This is a genomic window from Telluria sp. GW821-FHT07G12 (assembly GCF_059418525.1).
Map to the genome: position 1 here is coordinate 520,570 of NZ_JBWKQA010000002.1, position 16,610 is coordinate 537,179.

Genomic DNA, 16,610 nt, shown 5'->3' on the forward strand with positions numbered 1-16,610 from the left:
TGCTCCGTGGGTTGACCAGCAACGATACTCCATCCGGGGCATAATTGAACGATCACGCATTCAGGCATTCAATCATCGAAAGGGCAAGACATGGTTTTGGAAAGTGCAGAAATCCTGGTCAAGGCAGGCATGGAAGAGATCTTCGAAGCAGGTGTGCGCGAGGCGGCGCCGCTGTTCAAGCGTGCGCAAGGCTGTACCGGCATGCGCCTGCAGCGCGGCATCGAGAATCCGCGCGCCTACCGCCTGCTGGTGCAGTGGAACACGCTGGAAGACCACACCGTCCACTTCCGCGGCAGCGAGGATTTCCAGGAATGGCGGCGCCTGGTCGGCCACTGCTTCGACGGCGCCCCCAGCGTCACCCACCTGAGCGGTGTGCTCGAGGCCTTTTGAGCGCCAGCCTGCGCCGTGCGCAGCGGCCTGCGCTTTTCTGCGACCATAGCCAGACGACCGAACAAGGGAGACAATAATGAGCACCGAAAGCAGCCTCGATAGCGGCATCCAGGAACCCGGCAAGGACGCGCAGCTGCGCGCGGACGCCCTCGATTACCACCGCTCGCCCACGCGCGGCAAGATCGAGGTCGTCGCCACCAAGCCGCTGTCGAACCAGCGCGACCTGTCGCTGGCCTATTCGCCGGGCGTGGCCTACGCCTGCGAAGAGATCGCCGCCGACCCCAGCACCGCCGCCGAGTACACTTCGCGCGGCAACCTCGTGGCCGTCATTTCGAACGGCACCGCCGTCCTCGGCCTGGGCAATATCGGCCCGCTGGCCTCCAAGCCTGTCATGGAAGGCAAGGGCTGTCTGTTCAAGAAATTCGCCGGCGTCGACGTGTTCGACCTGGAGCTGGCCGAGAACGACCCGGATAAACTCATCGATGCGATCGCCATGCTCGAACCGACGGTCGGCGGCATCAACCTCGAGGACATCAAGGCGCCGGAATGCTTCTACATCGAGAAGAAGCTGAGCGAGCGCATGAAGATCCCGGTCTTCCACGACGACCAGCACGGCACCGCCATCATCTCGAGTGCGGCGCTGCTGAACGCATTGAAAGTGGTCGGCAAGGATATCGCCAACGTGAAGCTGGCCGCCTCCGGCGCGGGCGCCGCGGCCATCGCCTGCCTCGACATGATGGTGAGCATGGGCGTACGCCGCGAGAACATCTTCGTGACCGATTCGAAGGGCGTGATCTGGCGCGGCCGCGAGGCGAACATGGAAGCCAACAAGGCGCGCTTCGCCCAGGATACCGATGCCCGCACCCTGGCCGACATCGTGCAGGGCGCCGATGTCTTCCTCGGCTGCTCGACCGCCGGCGTGCTGACCGGCGAGATGGTCAAGACCATGGCCGAGCGTCCGGTGATCCTGGCCCTGGCCAACCCGGAGCCCGAAATCCGGCCGGAAGTGGCGAAGGCCGCGCGCCCCGACTGCATCGTCGCCACCGGCCGCTCGGACTATCCGAACCAGGTCAACAACGTGCTGTGCTTCCCCTACATCTTCCGCGGCGCCCTCGATTGCGGCGCCACCCGCATCACCGAGGAGATGAAGCTGGCCTGCGTGAGTGCGATCGCCGAACTGACCCAGGCGGAAGCCAACGACGCCGTGGCCGCCGCCTACGCGGGCCAGGACCTGCGCTTCGGTCCCGACTACATCATCCCGAAACCTTTCGACCCGCGCCTGATGGCGGCGATCGCACCGGCCGTCGCCGCGGCCGCCGAAGCCTCCGGCGTGGCGGCGCGCCCGATCACCGACATGGACGCCTACCGCGAACGGCTGGCGGCGATGATCTACCACACCAGCTTCTTCATGCGGCCGGTGTTCGCCAAGGCCCGCGCCAAGCCGCGCCGCGTGGCCTACGCCGAGGGCTTCGACGCGCGCGTGCTGCGTGCGGTGCAGACGGTGGTCGACGAAGGCCTGGCGCAGCCGGTGCTGATCGGCCGCGGCGAGGAGATCGAACAGGCCATCCTTGACGCCGGCCTGCGCATGCGGCGCGACGTCGACTACACCCTGGTCGAGTGCGATGACGACACCACGGCGCGCGGCACCAGGCTGCTGGCCACCGGCGAAGTCGACGCCCTGATCTGCGGCATGCAGGGCAGCTACGACAGCCACCTGGCCCACGTGCAGCGCGATATCGGCCTGGCCCCGGGCGCCGAGGTGATGGCGGCGATGAATGCGCTGGTGCTGGACAAGGGCACCCTGTTCATCACCGATACCTATGTCAACGACCAGCCGTCCGCCCAGGAGCTGGCGGCGATCGCGAAGCTGGCGTCAAGCGAATTGCGCCAGTTCGGTCTCGACCCGAAGGTGGCGCTGCTCTCGCATTCGATCTTCGGCTCGTCCTCGCGCCCCTCGGCGCAGCGGGTGCGCGAGGCGCGCGAGATCCTGGCGCGCGAGGCGCCGGAGCTTAGCGTGATCGGCGAGGTGCATGGCGACGCCGCGCTGGACGAGAACATCCGCGCGATCTACCTGCCGGACGGCCAGCCCAACTTCGAAGGCAGCGCCAACCTGCTGGTGATGCCCTCGCTGGATTCGGCCAACATCCTGTTCAACGTGCTGAAGGTCTCGTCGGGCAAGGGCGTGACCGTGGGGCCTATCCTGCTGGGAGCGGCCAAGTCGGTGCACATCCTCAGCCCCAGCGCGACCGTGCGCCGGATCGTCAACATGACGGCGCTGGCGGTGGCGGATGTGAAGGACGGCGCCGGCTGAGGGCGCGCAGGATCAGGGTGCAGGCGGGCAGGGTGGCGCGGTGGCCGTCGCCGCCTGCCCGGCCGGCTGGCGCATCGCTACTGCTTGCCCCAAGGGCATCAGGCGGATCTTTACTTCGGATCGGCAGCGCGTGCGCGTCAGCTCGGCCAGCCTTTGCAGCGTCCGATCGACCTTGTCGATGGGCCAAGGCAGGGGAGCGAGAGGCTCGGTGAACGGTTTGCTGAAATTGTCCCAGTGGATGGGAATCACGAGCCGGGTTCCGGTGCGCTCGACGGCTTCCGTCCACAGCGCAGCGGTGTCCTCGGCCTCTTTCGTACCCAGCGTCGCGATGCCGAGGAAAACGACGTCGGCGCTGACCCCGGCAAACATCTCCGGCCGGCTGCCGGCGCTGGGGACCACGAGCAGCTTGCCGTCCGGGTGGCGCAGCAGGAAGCTGAAGTTGGCCCCGAGCTTGTAATCGGCGACCCGCCCCGGCGCCTCGAAACTTTCGTCGATCGCGCCACCGACCAGGAGCGCGTGCCGCGTTCTCGCCACCAAAGGCGCATCGAGGGCATGGTCGTAATGGGAGTGCGAGACCAGGACGGCATCGATGGCCGGCACCGTGTCGCGTGGCAGCGCGGCGTCGATGCGCCCTGGTTTTGGCGTCAGCGGCGCGAACAGCACTTCACCGAGGCCGGGACGCGAGAAAAATCCGTCGATCAGGATCGTCGTCTCGCTGTCGCGGATGAGAAGGGTGCTGACGCCATACCATTGTGCCCGCAGGCCGGTGTCCGCGGCGCCGCTTGCCTGCAATCGCTCGGCACCGGCTAGCGCACCGGGGCCGTCGGGCTGGGGCCAGCTGCAGCCTGCCAGAGCCAGGCTCGCAATCACACCCAGAACCACGGGTCGAACGATCGTCCTCATCTCGGTCTCCGGACAGCTTTATTGTATTGACAATAATATATCAGCTGTGAGCCCGGGTGGAGACCTGGATCGAGCGGCGCCTGAGCGCTCAGGATGCGAGCGAGGTACTGAGCTTCTTGCCGGCGATCGTCACGTTCTTCAGCGTCAGGCCGCTTACGTTGTACAAATACCAGGGCTGCTCGGCGTTGGAGGGCGTGCCGAAATCGCAGTCGGTGATGCTGACGTTCCGCACCGGCAGCACCTCCGGCCGCGGCCCCGGGCCGTTGTAGTCCGAGGCCACCGGGCCCAGGATGACGAAGGCCTGCCAGCTCGACGCCTGCTTTCCGTCCTTGGTCTTCACGTTCCCGACCTTGACGTTCGAGATGTGCACGTCGTGGACTTCTGGCGGGCGGATCCGGACGTTGTCGGCGCGCGGCGTGTAGTCGCAGTCGAAGGTGATGACGCCGCCGGCCGCTGCCGCCACCGAGCGGTTGGGGATCGGCGAGCCGGGCAGCGTGGCGTAGAACGAGGGGCTGGTCTGCACGCCGTTCGGGATGCTGACGTTGCGCACGTAGAAGTAGCGCAGGAAGCCGCCGCGGTTCATGTTCGTCTTCAGGCGGATCGCGATGTTGAGCGGATTGGTGGCCCAGTTCTTGTTCTCGAAGACGAGGTCCTGCGCGTAGACTTTCTGGATGCCGCCGGCCATCTCGCTGCCCAGGGTCACGGCGCCGTGGCCGCTGTGCATCTTGCAGTTCTGGATCACGATGTTCTGCGAAGGACCGAACTGGGTGTCGAGGTTCTTGCCGGCCTTGATGGCGATGCAGTCGTCGCCGGTATCGAACTGGCAGCCGTCGACCAGCACGCCGTCGCAGGCTTCGGGGTCGAAGCCGTCGCTGTTCGGGCCCAGGCTGTTGGCGTAGACCCGGCGGATCGTGAGGTTGCGGCAGGCGACCGGGTGGTGCTGCCAGAATGGGGTGTGGGTGACCTGGTAGCCTTCCAGTAGCACGCCGCTGCAATCGATCAGGTGGATCATCGGCGGGCGCAGGTAGTGGCCCAGGCCGAACACGCGTTTTTCGATGGGCACGCCGGCTTCGGACAGGGCCGGCAGGTAGGTGTCGTCGGCGCGCCATTTCTCGCCTTCGCCCTGGATCAGCAGGCGCCTTTCCTCGGACAGGCCGGGCGCGACGTCCGCCAGCGATTTCGGATTCAGCGGATTGACCTGGTTCTGCGCCAGCTTGCCCGGCACGTAGTTCGGCGACTTGTCCTGGGCCACCGAGTTGATGGTGGCGTTCTTGCCCTTCCAGGTCCACCAGCAGTCGTTCGATCCTTCGAACGGAACGCCGCCCTGGCCGTCGAGGATGGCGGTCCAGTCGTCGGCCGTGAGGGCGATGTTGTTCGCCTTGTGCGCGTAGACCATGGGCGCGAAGTTCAGGCAATCGTTGCTCTGCCAGCGCGAGACCACCAGCTTGCCGTTCGGGCCGCAGTCATGGTCGCCGTACTTCGCGTAGTCGCGCGGATCGTTGCTGAAGTAGACGTGGGCGCCGGCCTGCAGGTGCACGTTCACGTTCGACAGCAGCACGATGGGACCGGCGCAGAACCAGTCGCCCTTGGGGATCACCACACGGCCGCCGCCTTCCTGGTGGCAGCGGGCGATGGCGTCGCGGATCGCCGGGTAGCAGTCCTTCGAGCCCGGCGCCGGGGTATTCAGGGTGTCCTGGTCCTCGAAGGAGACCCAGGCCTTGACCGGCACCAGCTTGCAGATCTCCGCGCCGAAGTCCGTGACCAGATAATCCTTCTTGCGGAACTTGACCGGCATGGCCAGGCGGTGCGCGATGGCCGCGGCTTCGCGCCACGGGTCGGCGGCGGCCTTGCCGGCGGCCTGCGCGGCCGCGGCGATGGCCTGCGCGCCCGGCGTGAGCGCGAGTCCGGCCAGGCCGGCGAGGGAGCTGGTGCGCAGGAAGTTGCGGCGGGTGTCGAAAGCTGATGTCATGCTGCGGTCTCCGTCATTCATTCGTGTTGTTGTATTCGCCGAGGTAGATCTCGGCCGGCGCCGGGCGCGGCTTGCCGTCCAGGACCTTGGCACCATCCAGCCCGACCGCGGGGTGGACTGCTTCCAGATTGGCCCAGTAATCGCTCGAATCGAGTTGCGCGCGGCGATGGGCCATGGTGCCGATGCGGTTCCATTCCGACCAGGGATGCGTCCGGTCGATATGGGCGCCGATGCGCGAGTTCAGGATCACCGCCTTGCCGACCGATTCCAGCGTGCGCTGGCGGATCGTGCCTTCCGGCGCGCGGTAGACGTCGACCTCGCCCAGGCGGCAGCGGTAGCCGTCCACCGCCATCCAGCCGTAGGGCGTGCAGCGCTGGTTGTGGAACCACTGGCGGGCCAGGTAGAACTGCGTGCCGTCTTTCGTAGCCTTGTCGGCGGTGAAGCGGCAGTGATTGAACACGAAGCCGTATTTCGCGCGGCGACTGGTATCGGGCGCCAGTGCGTAGGAGGCAGAGCGGCCGCCGATCGATTTGATCTCGCAGTCGTCGAAGTAGGCGATGGTGTCGCCGAAGATGAAATCGACGTCGCCTTCCACATAAGACTTGTGGAAGAAGCTGCGCACCGTGGCGTTCTGGTCCGGTGCGTTCAGGAACAGCGTGTCCTGCAGGCCGAGCAGGCGCACATTTTCGAACTGTACGCGGTCGGCGCCATCCACGCGCAGGGCCACGGCCTGGTGGTGGACGCGGCTGCCGCCGGTATTGTCCGGGCAGCGGTCGCCCACGCATTCGTTCCCGGCTTTGCTGCCCTTGCGGTTGAAGGCGTTCTCGATGGTGATGTTCCGTGCCTGGAAACCGTCGGCCTTGATCCAGGCGGTGCCGGAGCCGCTGGTCGACAGGGAGGGCAGGTCCTTCAGCTGCTCGTACATGGCGCGCACCGCTGCGGGGGCATTGTCGAACTGGGCGCCATGCCGCTCGCGGTAATCCGTGCCTGTGGTCGAGGCGTCGAGAGCGGCGACGATGCGTACGGCGCGCGGATCGGCATCGTCGGAGTACAGGGTAATCGGCGGCGCACCCGGCGGCACGTAGAGCAGCTCGCGATACACGCCCGGCTGGATGCGGATGTAGATGCGCCTGGCGCCTGCGCCGGCGATGGCCTTGTTCACCGCTGCCTGCACGGTGGGGAAGCTTTTCAGTCCGTCGGCCCTGGCGTTCGGATCGACCGTGAAGTCGGGCGTGAACGCAGCGCCGGCGGCCAGCGGATCGGCCAGCGGGTCCCACGGGTCGATGCGCTCGGCGCCGACCGTGCCCACATACTTGAGCACCTCGCGCACTTCGTAGGCTTTGGCCTGCTCGGCGCTGAGCTGCGGGCGCATGTTGCGGAGCGTCTCCGCCGGGAACGTCGGGAAGCGCCCGCTGCAATCGACGGGCGCGGCCACCTCGCCGAGGAAGCTGGCGGTGCCGGTCACGTGCGCGAATTCCGTCTTCACCTGGGGCGAGCCGTCGATGACCACGTCGGACAAGCGCAGGCGCAGCGGGTGCGCCTCGTCGTAGCCCTGCAGGTTGACCTTGCCCGGCGTGAGGCTGTGGACGCGCTCCATGCGCACGTCGCGGTAATCAGGTACCAGGCTGCCTGGCTTCTCCGCCTGCTCGTAATGCGTGTAGATGTCGATCGGGGCTTTCGGCCCGCGCAGGCAAACATCGTGATACAGAATTTCGGAGACGGTGCCCCCACGCGTATCATTACTCTTGATGCGCAGGCCGGAGGTGGTACCGTCCATCGACAGATCGTCGACCAGCACGCGCCGCACGCCGCCATTGGTCTCGCTGCCGATCGACATGCCGTGGCCGCTGTAGAAGTGGTTGTGCAGGATGGAGACGTTCTCGGTCGGGCCATTGCTGCCGCCCTTGATGGCGACGTTGTCGTCGCCGGTGCGGATCCAGCTGTGGGCGATGGTGATGTTCTTCGAAGAGATCGGGTCGATGCCGTCGGTATTGCGGGCGTCGTGCGGCGTATCGATCTTCACGCCCCAGGCCGTGAAGCCGTCGACGCCGTTCAGCGTGACGTGGAAGTTCGGCGAATTCTTCAGCAGGATGCCGTACATCGTGAACTCCTGCGATTTATCGACCTGAATCAGGCGCGGCACGTTCTGGCGCGTCTTCTCCTTCTGCGCGCGGCGTGCGATCTGCCACCAGCTCTCATCCTTGCCGAGCATTTTCTCGCCGCCGCGGCCGTCGATGGCGCCGCGGCCCATGATGCCGCTGCCGCGCGTGTTCTCGGCCGTGATCAGGGGCCGGCAGCCGCGCCCGTTCTGGTCGTTCGATCCGCACGCAGTTTTACCATCGACGGCGCCGCGGTCGAACAGGCGCGGATCGCCACTGGCATACAGGGTGGCGCCTTCGTCGACCACCAGGGTGACGCCGCTTTTCAGCACCAGCGGGCCGGAGACGAAGCTGCGCCTGGCGTTGCTGGCCGCGAGCACCACGGCGTGGCCGGGCGCGCAGGCGTCGATGGCGGCCTGGATGCGCGGGGCGTCGTTGCGTTCGGGCGCGAAGCTGTCGCCGGTGAGGATGGCGCAGGCCGGCGGCAGCACCGGCTCGGTGACGGTGCGTGTGTCCTGCGCGTGGACGATGCCGGTGAAGCCCAGGGGAATCGATAAACAAAGCAGGCGCGCTTTCACTGCTTGCCCCCGTCCTTGAACCAGACGCCGGTGGACGGAATGGCGCGCACCATTTCGCGCTCGACCATGGTGGCGAACAGGTCCGCACCCTTGGCGCCGACGTGGGTACGGTCGAAGGCGCTCTTGGCTGCGCCCTGCGGTTCGACCTTGTTCGGATCCTGCGGCCCCGATGGCAGCACGGCTGGCGGCGGCGCCATGGCCAGCGTGTCCGCCTCGGCCTGGCCCATGGCCTGCACGGCCGCGTAGCTGTCGGCGTTCAGGTCGAGCAGCACGGCATGCTCCTGCGCCGCCATCCTGCGGGTCGTCGCGGCCCACGGGGCGAGGTCGTTGTGCAGCCAGGCGCCGTGGAAGCTGCGGCGCGACAGCGGCGTTACCAGCACCGGCACGCCGCCCAGCGCTCTGGTCTCCTGCGCGTAGCGCGCCATGTTGGCCGGGAATTCGGTGACGAAATCGGTGGAGCGTCCGGGCTTGCCCGGCTGGTCGTTGTGGCCGAACTGCACCAGCACGTAGGTGGCGCTGAAGCTCGCGCCATCTTTCAGCAGGCGCTGGACTTCGTCCCAGCGGCCCTCTGCGCGGAAGCTGCCGCTGCTGCGGCCGCCGCGCGCCAGGTTGATGCAGCTGACTTCGGGTGTGAAGCGGGCGCAGAAGGCGTCGCCGTAGCCGGTGCGGGTGGCCATGGTCGAGTCGCCGACCAGGATGACGCGGATGGGAAGGCGTTCTGCGGCGTGGACGGAAGAGACGAGCGAAGCCGCGAGCAGCATCGCGGCTGAAACGAAACGTGGGAAATTCATGAAACTCCTTTGCTTCCGATGCGGGCGCACGCCGGCGGGGAAACGCCCCCGGCGGCGTGCGTCTTCCTACGACACGACCAAGACTTACAGGAAGTTGTAAGTCACACGCAGGTTATACGCGCGGCCGGTCGGGTTCACTGCGCTGCTCAGGTAGCCGCTGCTGTACACCGTGTTGTTGGTGATCGGCGGCGCCTTGTCGAACAGGTTGGTGACGCCGGCCGTGATCTTCACCTGCCTGATGCCGGACCAGGACGCGGTCAGGTTCCACAGCGAGATCGAGGAGATGTCGCGGTAGTACTGCTGGGTGACGGCGGTGTTGGCGTCGCGGTACTTGCTGGCGAAGGTGTTGGTCAACTGGGCGCCCCAGTCGCCGCCGGTCCACGACAGGCGCAGGTTGTGCTTCCAGCGCGGCGTGATGATCGGGTAGCTGCTGGTGGTGCCGTTGCTGGCCCAGCCGAACTGGCCGATGTTCGACATCCAGGCGCCGTCCTTTTCCAGCTGGTTGTCGAAGCGGGTCAGGTAGGTGCCGTCCAGGCCGACGTTGAAGCTGCCGAAGCGGGTAGCAGGCGCGGTCCAGCTGGCGGTGACGTCGACGCCTGCGGCGATCTGGCCGCCCAGGTTCATGGTGCGGTTGTCGATGTAGGCCAGCGAACCGTCGGCGTTACGCACGAACAGGTTCTTGTACTGCGCGTAGTTGGTGAAGTAGACCGACTCCGGCAGGTTGGCCAGCATGTTCTTCATGTTGACCTGCCAGTAGTCGAAGGCCAGCGTGGCGGTGCTGCTCGGCTCGAACACCACGCCCAGGGTGCCGCCTTTCGACTTTTCCGGGACCAGGGCCGAGTTGGAACCGGTCATCTTGTTCAACTTGGCGTTGCAGACGTCGGCGGCGTTGAAGCCGGCGATGGCGGTGCCGGTGCCCGGGATCAGCGGGGTCTTGCTCGGGCACAGGACCGGATCGTCCCAGCGGCCCGAGGTGGTGGTGTTGGCGCCCGCCGTGCGGTAGCCGTTGCGGTCGAACAGGGTCGGCGCGCGGAAGCCGGTGTTGGCCGAGCCGCGGAACATCACGGCCTTGGTCGGCTGCCAGCGGAAGCTGATCTTCGGCGTGACGGTGCTGCCGACGTCACTGTAATGGTCGACGCGGACGGCGGCGTCCAGGTTCAGGGTCTTGGTGACCGGGGCGTCGATCTCGGCGAACAGGCCGCCGATGGTGCGCGCGCTTTCGCCATGGCCGGGGACGATCTTGGCGTAGGTGATGGCTTCGCCTTCCGGCAGCTTGGTGTCTTCGTTGGTGTCGCGGTGCAGGTCGGCGCCGATGGCCAGCGCCATGTCGCCGCCGGCCAGGGCCATCAGCGGACGGCTGATGGTGCCGTCGATGCCGTAGTAGGCCGACTTGGCGCTGCGGTTCATCATGCCGTCGGCGGAGATCGACTGCAGGTACTCGCTGCCGGCGGCATCCTGCAGGCCGAAGGGATTCAGCACGCCGCTGGCCAGGCCGTTCAGCAGGCCCAGGCCGTTGTAGTAGCCCGACTCGAAGTAGACACGGCGCTGCGACAGACCGTAGGACAGGCCGGTCTTGTAGTCCCAGTTGCCGACATGGCCGTCGGCGGACAGCAGCAGGCGCTGGTTGAGCTGGCGGTCGCGGGTGATGGCGGCGCCGCCGTCAGCCACGGCCCAGGTCACGGTCAGCGGCTGGTTGGTCAGGCCCGGGTAGGCCGGGACGCCGCCGCTCTTGCCCGGGTACCACTTGCTGGTCGAGGGCAGGGTCGCGGTGACCTTGCCGACCGCGGTGGCCTGGGTCGGGTTCTTGGTGGCGAAGATGGTCGCCTCGCCGCGGGTGTATTCAATCGAGACCGTGTTGTCTTCGTTGATCTTCTTGGTCGCCTTGACGTAGGCCGACAGCTGCTTGTTGGCGTGCAGCGCGGTGCCGTACACGTCGTCGTCCAGCACGCAGGTGTTCTTGGCGCCCTGAACCGAGGCGCCCGGCAGGCAGCCGCTCGCGTAATACGGGTTGGCGGCGCTCTTGTTGACCGAGCTCGTGAAGTTGGCCGGGGTGGCGTAGCCGCCGCTGGCGGCGCTGCGCGGCAGGCCGATCGCGGCCATCGCCGCATCGTCGGGGATGAAGCCTTCACGGTCGGACAGCAGCAGGCGCGAACGCTGGTGGAAGTCGGCGGTGCCGTAGATGTTCCAGCCGTCGCGGGCCAGGTTGCCCTTGCCGAAGGTGAGGGTGACGCGCTGCTCGTCGCCGCCGCCGGTCCGTTCCGGCTGCACGTACTGCACGGTGGCCGAGCCGCCTTCCACTTCGCGCTTGGTGATGAAGTTGACCACGCCGCCGATCGCGTCGGAGCCGTAGATCGAGGAGGCGCCGTCGCGCAGGATCTCGACGCGGGCCAGGGCGCTGATCGGAATGGTGTCGAGGTTGGCGTAGCCGTCGGCGATCGCTTCGTTGGCCAGGCGGCGGCCGTTCAGCAGCACCAGGGTGCGGTTCACGCCCAGGCCGCGCAGGTTGATGTTGGTGCCCGAGCCGGCGTTCGAGGGCTGCAGCGAGACCGACTGCGGCAGCGCCATCATGACGTCGGCGAGGGTGGTCAGGCCCTGCTTCTCGAGTTCCTCGGCCTTGATGGTGGTGACCGGCAGCGCTTCTTCGGCGGCCAGGCGTTTGATGCTGGAACCGGTCACTTCGACGCGCTGCATGGTCGACTGTGCGGCGGCCTGATGGCTCAGGGCCAGGATCGCCAGGGTGATCGAGGAAAGGACGAGGGTGCGCGGAAGCGCGCTGGGGGAACGCGGGTGTTTCATCAAGCTGTCTCCAGATTTGTTATCGGTGTCGTTCGGACGCCGTCGCTGCCGCGGCGTCTCGCTTGCTTCTTGATGCTGCCAGACGACTTGTTCGATTGCTTGGACCGCAAAGTCGTTTTGGTCGGACCATTCTAAAGTGGTTCGACCACTTTTAGCAATCGGACAATCCACTTTCGTGCATGTTGTCAATTAACCACGGTGGGGGTCCGGGCAAACCGGGGGCGCCGCCCACGTGTTGCGGGCGTCCGCTGCTGCAAAGAGGCCTGTTCAGTCGGCGCGCAGGGCGAGCTTGACCGGATGCGCGGCGCGCGCGGCAGCGGCCGCAACATAGGCTTGCCAGGCGTCCTGCGAGACGATCTGGCCCGCCTTATCCCAGGCCGCGCCGATCCAGTAGCGCAGCGGCTTGCCCGGCTCGACGCTGGCCAGCGCCAGTTCGTTCAGGCCGTCGTCGGCGAAGCCCGTGGCGCCCGGCAGCACCACGGCGGTGCCGTAGGCGCCGTTGGGACTGGCCTTCAGCGCGACCCATTGCGTCAACCACTGCGCCGGCCCTGAGGCGGCGGGGCTGCGCACTACCGAGATATGCGGCTCGTGCTTCTTATTGGCTGGGGTCTTGTTCAGGCCCACGGCCACCGTGAGCTTCTCCGCGCCGGTGAAATTGAAAGTGCTCTCGACCAGATCGAGCTGGTGGCCGGCGTCGACCGTGAAGCGCTTCACCTCCGAAACCTTGATCCCGCCTGCATCCCAGCTGTCGTAGGTGAGCTCGAACACCGCGCGCACCGGGCCGTTGGCCAGCACCTTCCACGACTTCCAGTTCCCGCTGACGTACAGCTTGCCGCCGGCCCAGACGCCGGTGCCGCCGGCGCCGCGGGTCTGGCTGACGTTGTACATGTCCAGGCCTTCGCCTTCGTCCTTGTGGTAGTGGTCGTGGCCCTTGTTGTACCAGCGGTCGACGATGGGATAGTCGACCCGCTTGAACCAGATGTCGATGCCGCTGGTCTCCAGCACTTCCTTGCCGCTGCCCGGCGGCGCCGGTGCGGCCAGCGCGGGACCGTAGATGCGGTGGGCGATGCGGTCGTTCTCCCAGGCGAAGTCGTCGAGGCGCTCCTGCACGTAGCGGGCATAGGCCTTGACCGGGAACACCGGCTCCAGTGCCTCGGTCTTCTCGACCGTGAAGCTGGCGCTTTTCTCGCCGGCGCCGAAGCTGTGCTGGAACAGGAGTTCGCCGTAAGCGGCGCCGACGTTCTTCGGGTCCTTGGACAGCGGCGCGACGTTCGTGACCTGGTAGGGCAGCGCGTGGCCGGCCGCATCCCTGATCACGATATGCTGGATCAGGGCGTTGGGCAGGGCGCGATTCACCTCTGCCCAGGGCACGGCGATCGTCTCCGAGGGTCGCGCGGCATTGAGGTCGTGGCTGGCCGTGATCGTCAGGCGCTCGGCGGCGCCTGCCGCCATTGGCGCGATCAGGGCGGCCAGCACGAGAAGGCGGATAGGGTGGCTCATGGTTTCCTCGGCACGTAGTGATAGGTCCGCACGCGGTACTGGATGTCGATGGCGGGGTTGTTCAGCAGGCGGATCATCTCGGCCCCGGCCAGCAGGGTCGGGCCATAGCCGTGCAGGGCGGCCGGGCTGGTGGGGCGGTTGTAGTAATAGACCTGGTCGCCGGCGAAGGTGGTGCCGACACAGGTGCCTTCGACCTGGCCCTGATCGTTGATGCGCGTGGACAGTCCCGCCCACCCGGCCTGCGCGATCGAGCCGTAGGTCACGGGGCTGATCCAGCCTTCGTTGACGGCATGCGCCAGCACGTAGACGAAGATGGCACTGGCCGAGGTCTCGAGGTAGGAGTCGTTCCGGTCTATCATCTGGTGCCACAGGCCGCTGCCCGACTGCAGCTGGGCGATCCCGCGCAGGCTTTTCTTCAGCTGCGCCAGCACCTGCGGATAGCCCGGATGCTCCTTCGGCAGCACGTCCAGCAGATCCGACATGGCCAGCACCGCCCAGCCGTTGGCGCGCGCCCAGTAGAACTGCGGCGCGTCCGGGTTGTTGGCGTTCCAGCCGTGGGTGTAGATGCCCAGCTGCGGGTTGAACAGATAGCCCGACATCTGCAGCACGTTCCTCACCGCGTCGTCGTAATAGGCGCGTTCCCCAGTCATGCGACCGAGTTCGGCCAGCGCCGGTATGCCCATGTACATGTCGTCGGCCCACAGCGACACCGCCTGCGGCCGCTCGCGCGCGAGGGTGCCGTCGGGCAGGCGGAACTGGCGCTTCGCGACCCAGTCGCCGCAGACCCTGATCTGGTCCTTCATGTCCGGGCCGACCCGGGCGCGGCGCGCGCGCATCATGGCCGCGCACATGGCGCCGGCGTCGTCCAGCGAACGCGGATCGAGGAAGCGCGCGAAGCTGTTGGCGCGGTCCAGGTGGAAGCGTTCCTGCTGGGCGCGGAAATAGGGCAGGCGCTCGGCGAAGAATTGGAGGTGGCGCGCGGTCAGGTCGCTGAAGCGCTTGTCGCCAGTGACCGCCGTCGCTTTCAGCATGCCGGCGTGGACCACGCCCATTTCGTAGACCTGCAGGCCGAAATCCATCTCGGTGGTCGGGACGATGGCGTCGGCAGCCGGTGTGCTGAAGTCGGTGATCTCGGCGCCGCTGCCCTTGTGCACCACGCGCGTCGGCGTCTGCGCATCCAGGTAGGCGTGGATGCGGTGCAGGCTGGCCTCGATCTCGGCCACGACCGGCTTCTTGTAAGGCACCGGATACGTGCCTTCGGCCGGATCGGCTTTGCTCTTGTTGTCGGGATTGCGATAGGGGCCGTCGGCCGGCTTGCCTCCATGCGCGGGCGCGCTGAGTACGGCCAGGGCCGCCAGCGCGCTCAGCAGCCGCGCGGCGCGTGATGGGTTCGGTGGTGTCACCGTCGTCTCCATGATGTTTGTGCGGCCCGTTGCATCGTTTTTGTCGTGGCCGCTATATTTGGTCGGTCCATTCTAAGGTGGTCGGGCCACTTACGCAAGGCGGACTAGCCGCAGTTTTCCGCCTCATGGCATACTTTGCGGACGGAAGACTGGGGAGACAGGATGAAGACGATGAGGACTTGCGCGGGCATCGCCGCGCTGCTGCTGGTGTCCGCACAGGCGGCGGCGCAAACACCGGCGCCTGCGCCGGAGAGCTATACGGCGGCGACGACCTACAGGAAGCTGGCGCCGGCCTATCCCTTCATCCGCATTGCGGGCAGCGAGGTACCGCCCTCGGTTCGTGCAATCACGGGCGTCACCTACGTGCAGCGCGGCGGGCACGCGCTGCAGCTCGATCTGTACATGCCCGCGCAGCCGAAGCCGGGAACGGTCCCCGGCATCGTGTTCGTGCACGGCGGCGGCTGGCGCGCGGGCGTGCGCGCGAACTTCGCGCCCATGGCGATCCGCATGGCGGAGCGCGGCTATGCGGCGGCCACCATCAGCTACCGTTTGTCGCCCGAGGCCTTGTACCCGGCCGCGGTGCGGGATGCGCGCGCGGCGGTGCGCTGGATGCGCACGCACGCGTCGGAATACGGCATCGACCCGTCGAAGATCGCGATCGGCGGCGGCTCGGCGGGCGGCCAGATCGCGGCGCTGGCCGGCGTGACGGATGGCCTGGCGCGCTTCGATCCGGACGGCGGGCCGGGCGCGGTGAGCAGCAGCGTGCAGGCCATCGTCAACATCGACGGCCTGTCGGACTTTACCTCCGAGGCGGCGCGCAGGTACGAGGACGATCCGGCGAAGCAGCCCTCGTCGGCGAGTGCCTGGTTTGGCGGGCGCTATGCTTCAATGCCAGCCTTGTGGCGCGAAGCCTCGCCGCTGTTCTACGTGAACGCGAAGACGCCGCCGGTGCTGTTCATTGGCAGCGCGCAGCCGCGTTTTTCATTGGGACGCGAGGAGATGGTGGCGCGGATGCGTGAAGCCGGCGTGCCGAGCCGGGTGGTGCTGGTGCCGGAGACGCCGCATAGTTTCTGGCTGTTCGATCCGTGGCTGGGGCCGACCGTGGAGGCGACTGTCGGCTTTCTGGATGCGTACCTGAAGTAGGCGTCAGCCCCGCGAAAACGTCCGCGTAACCCGGTCCAGGTGATTCCGCATCGCCGCCTTCGCCCCCGCGACATCGTGCGAGGCGATTGCCGTCAGGATGTCGCGGTGATCCAGCAAGGTCTGCTGGCGCAGCTCCTCGGTCTGGAAGTGCTCCTTCAGCTTGTGCCACAGGGTGCCGCGCTGGTTCCACAGGTATTCCACCACGCCGGTCAGCGCGCTGTTGCCGGTCGCGCGCGCGATCGCCAGGTGGAAGTTGCGGTCGGCGGATTCGCTGTCGCTGCTGTGCTCGTGGTGCTGTTCCATCTGCTCGACCGCGACCAGGATCGCGTCGATGTTGGCGGCGGTGGCGTTCTTGGCGGCCAGGCCGGCCACTTCGACTTCGATCAGGCGGCGCGCGGCCAGCACCTCGAAGGGGCCGGGACCGGCGGCCGGACCTTCCGCCTTCGGCGTCGCCTGCTCGCTCACGTACACGCCGGAGCCGCCGCGCACCTCGACCACGCCGCCCAGTTCGAGGGCGATCAGGGCCTCGCGCAGCGAAGTGCGGCTCACGCCCAGCTTGGTCGCGAGGTCGCGTTCGGCCGGCAGGCGTTCGCCCGGCTGGATGTTCTCTTCCCGGATCAGCTCTTCGATGCGCGCGGACACGACCCGATACAGTCGCGGCTCAGTCGACACGAGCTCGTTCGGCGCGGTGGCTCTTTTCATTGCGGTGGTCGTCCAGGAAAGTTGG

At 67.1% G+C, this 16,610-nt stretch carries 11 protein-coding genes; 3 read left to right on the forward strand and 8 right to left on the reverse strand.

The features are described from left to right. The first annotated feature begins 90 nt into the window (after positions 1-90). Together AC07PE_RS10480 and AC07PE_RS10485 are read left to right on the forward strand one after the other, a co-directional pair. Positions 91-390: an antibiotic biosynthesis monooxygenase family protein gene (locus tag AC07PE_RS10480; protein ID WP_498763925.1), complete on the forward strand. Its 300-nt coding sequence runs from the start codon at positions 91-93 to the stop codon at positions 388-390. 76 nt (positions 391-466) lie between these two features. Then, the gene (locus AC07PE_RS10485; RefSeq protein ID WP_498763927.1) at positions 467-2,701 is read left to right on the forward strand and encodes an NADP-dependent malic enzyme; all 2,235 of its coding nucleotides are present in this window, start codon (positions 467-469) and stop codon (positions 2,699-2,701) included. Positions 2,702-2,713: 12 nt separating this feature from the next. On the opposite strand, the gene AC07PE_RS10490 is transcribed toward AC07PE_RS10485, so the two are convergent. From AC07PE_RS10490 to AC07PE_RS10520, 7 genes are all read right to left on the reverse strand, one after another. Next, the gene (locus AC07PE_RS10490; protein WP_498763929.1) at positions 2,714-3,604 is read right to left on the reverse strand and encodes an MBL fold metallo-hydrolase; all 891 of its coding nucleotides are present in this window, start codon (positions 3,602-3,604) and stop codon (positions 2,714-2,716) included. An 88-nt stretch (positions 3,605-3,692) separates the two neighbouring features. After that, a complete protein-coding gene (locus AC07PE_RS10495; RefSeq protein ID WP_498763931.1) occupies positions 3,693-5,573 on the reverse strand; it encodes a glycoside hydrolase family 28 protein in 1,881 nt (626 codons plus the stop codon). Positions 5,574-5,586: 13 nt separating this feature from the next. Beyond that, positions 5,587-8,250 (reverse strand): pectinesterase family protein, encoded by a 2,664-nt coding sequence (locus tag AC07PE_RS10500; RefSeq protein ID WP_498763933.1) that lies wholly within the window; start codon positions 8,248-8,250, stop codon positions 5,587-5,589. After that, the gene (locus AC07PE_RS10505; protein WP_498763935.1) at positions 8,247-9,041 is read right to left on the reverse strand and encodes a rhamnogalacturonan acetylesterase; all 795 of its coding nucleotides are present in this window, start codon (positions 9,039-9,041) and stop codon (positions 8,247-8,249) included. The genes AC07PE_RS10500 and AC07PE_RS10505 overlap by 4 nt, the downstream gene beginning before the upstream one ends. Positions 9,042-9,125: 84 nt before the next feature. Next, a complete protein-coding gene (locus tag AC07PE_RS10510; RefSeq protein WP_498763937.1) occupies positions 9,126-11,837 on the reverse strand; it encodes a TonB-dependent receptor in 2,712 nt (903 codons plus the stop codon). 267 nt (positions 11,838-12,104) lie between these two features. Next, positions 12,105-13,337, reverse strand: a complete 1,233-nt coding sequence (locus AC07PE_RS10515; protein WP_498763939.1) for a DUF4861 family protein — start codon at positions 13,335-13,337, stop codon at positions 12,105-12,107. Further along, positions 13,334-14,740 (reverse strand): glycoside hydrolase family 88/105 protein, encoded by a 1,407-nt coding sequence (locus AC07PE_RS10520; protein ID WP_498763941.1) that lies wholly within the window; start codon positions 14,738-14,740, stop codon positions 13,334-13,336. Before AC07PE_RS10520 ends, AC07PE_RS10515 begins: the two co-directional genes overlap by 4 nt. A gap of 162 nt (positions 14,741-14,902) precedes the next feature. Between AC07PE_RS10520 and AC07PE_RS10525 the strand changes: the two genes are divergently transcribed. Beyond that, on the forward strand, positions 14,903-15,883 hold the full coding sequence (locus tag AC07PE_RS10525; RefSeq protein ID WP_498763943.1) for an alpha/beta hydrolase fold domain-containing protein: 981 nt from the start codon (positions 14,903-14,905) through the stop codon (positions 15,881-15,883). A 3-nt stretch (positions 15,884-15,886) separates the two neighbouring features. On the opposite strand, the gene AC07PE_RS10530 is transcribed toward AC07PE_RS10525, so the two are convergent. Beyond that, positions 15,887-16,585, reverse strand: coding sequence for a FadR/GntR family transcriptional regulator (locus AC07PE_RS10530; RefSeq protein ID WP_498763945.1), 699 nt, complete (start codon positions 16,583-16,585; stop codon positions 15,887-15,889). Positions 16,586-16,610 lie beyond the last annotated feature (25 nt).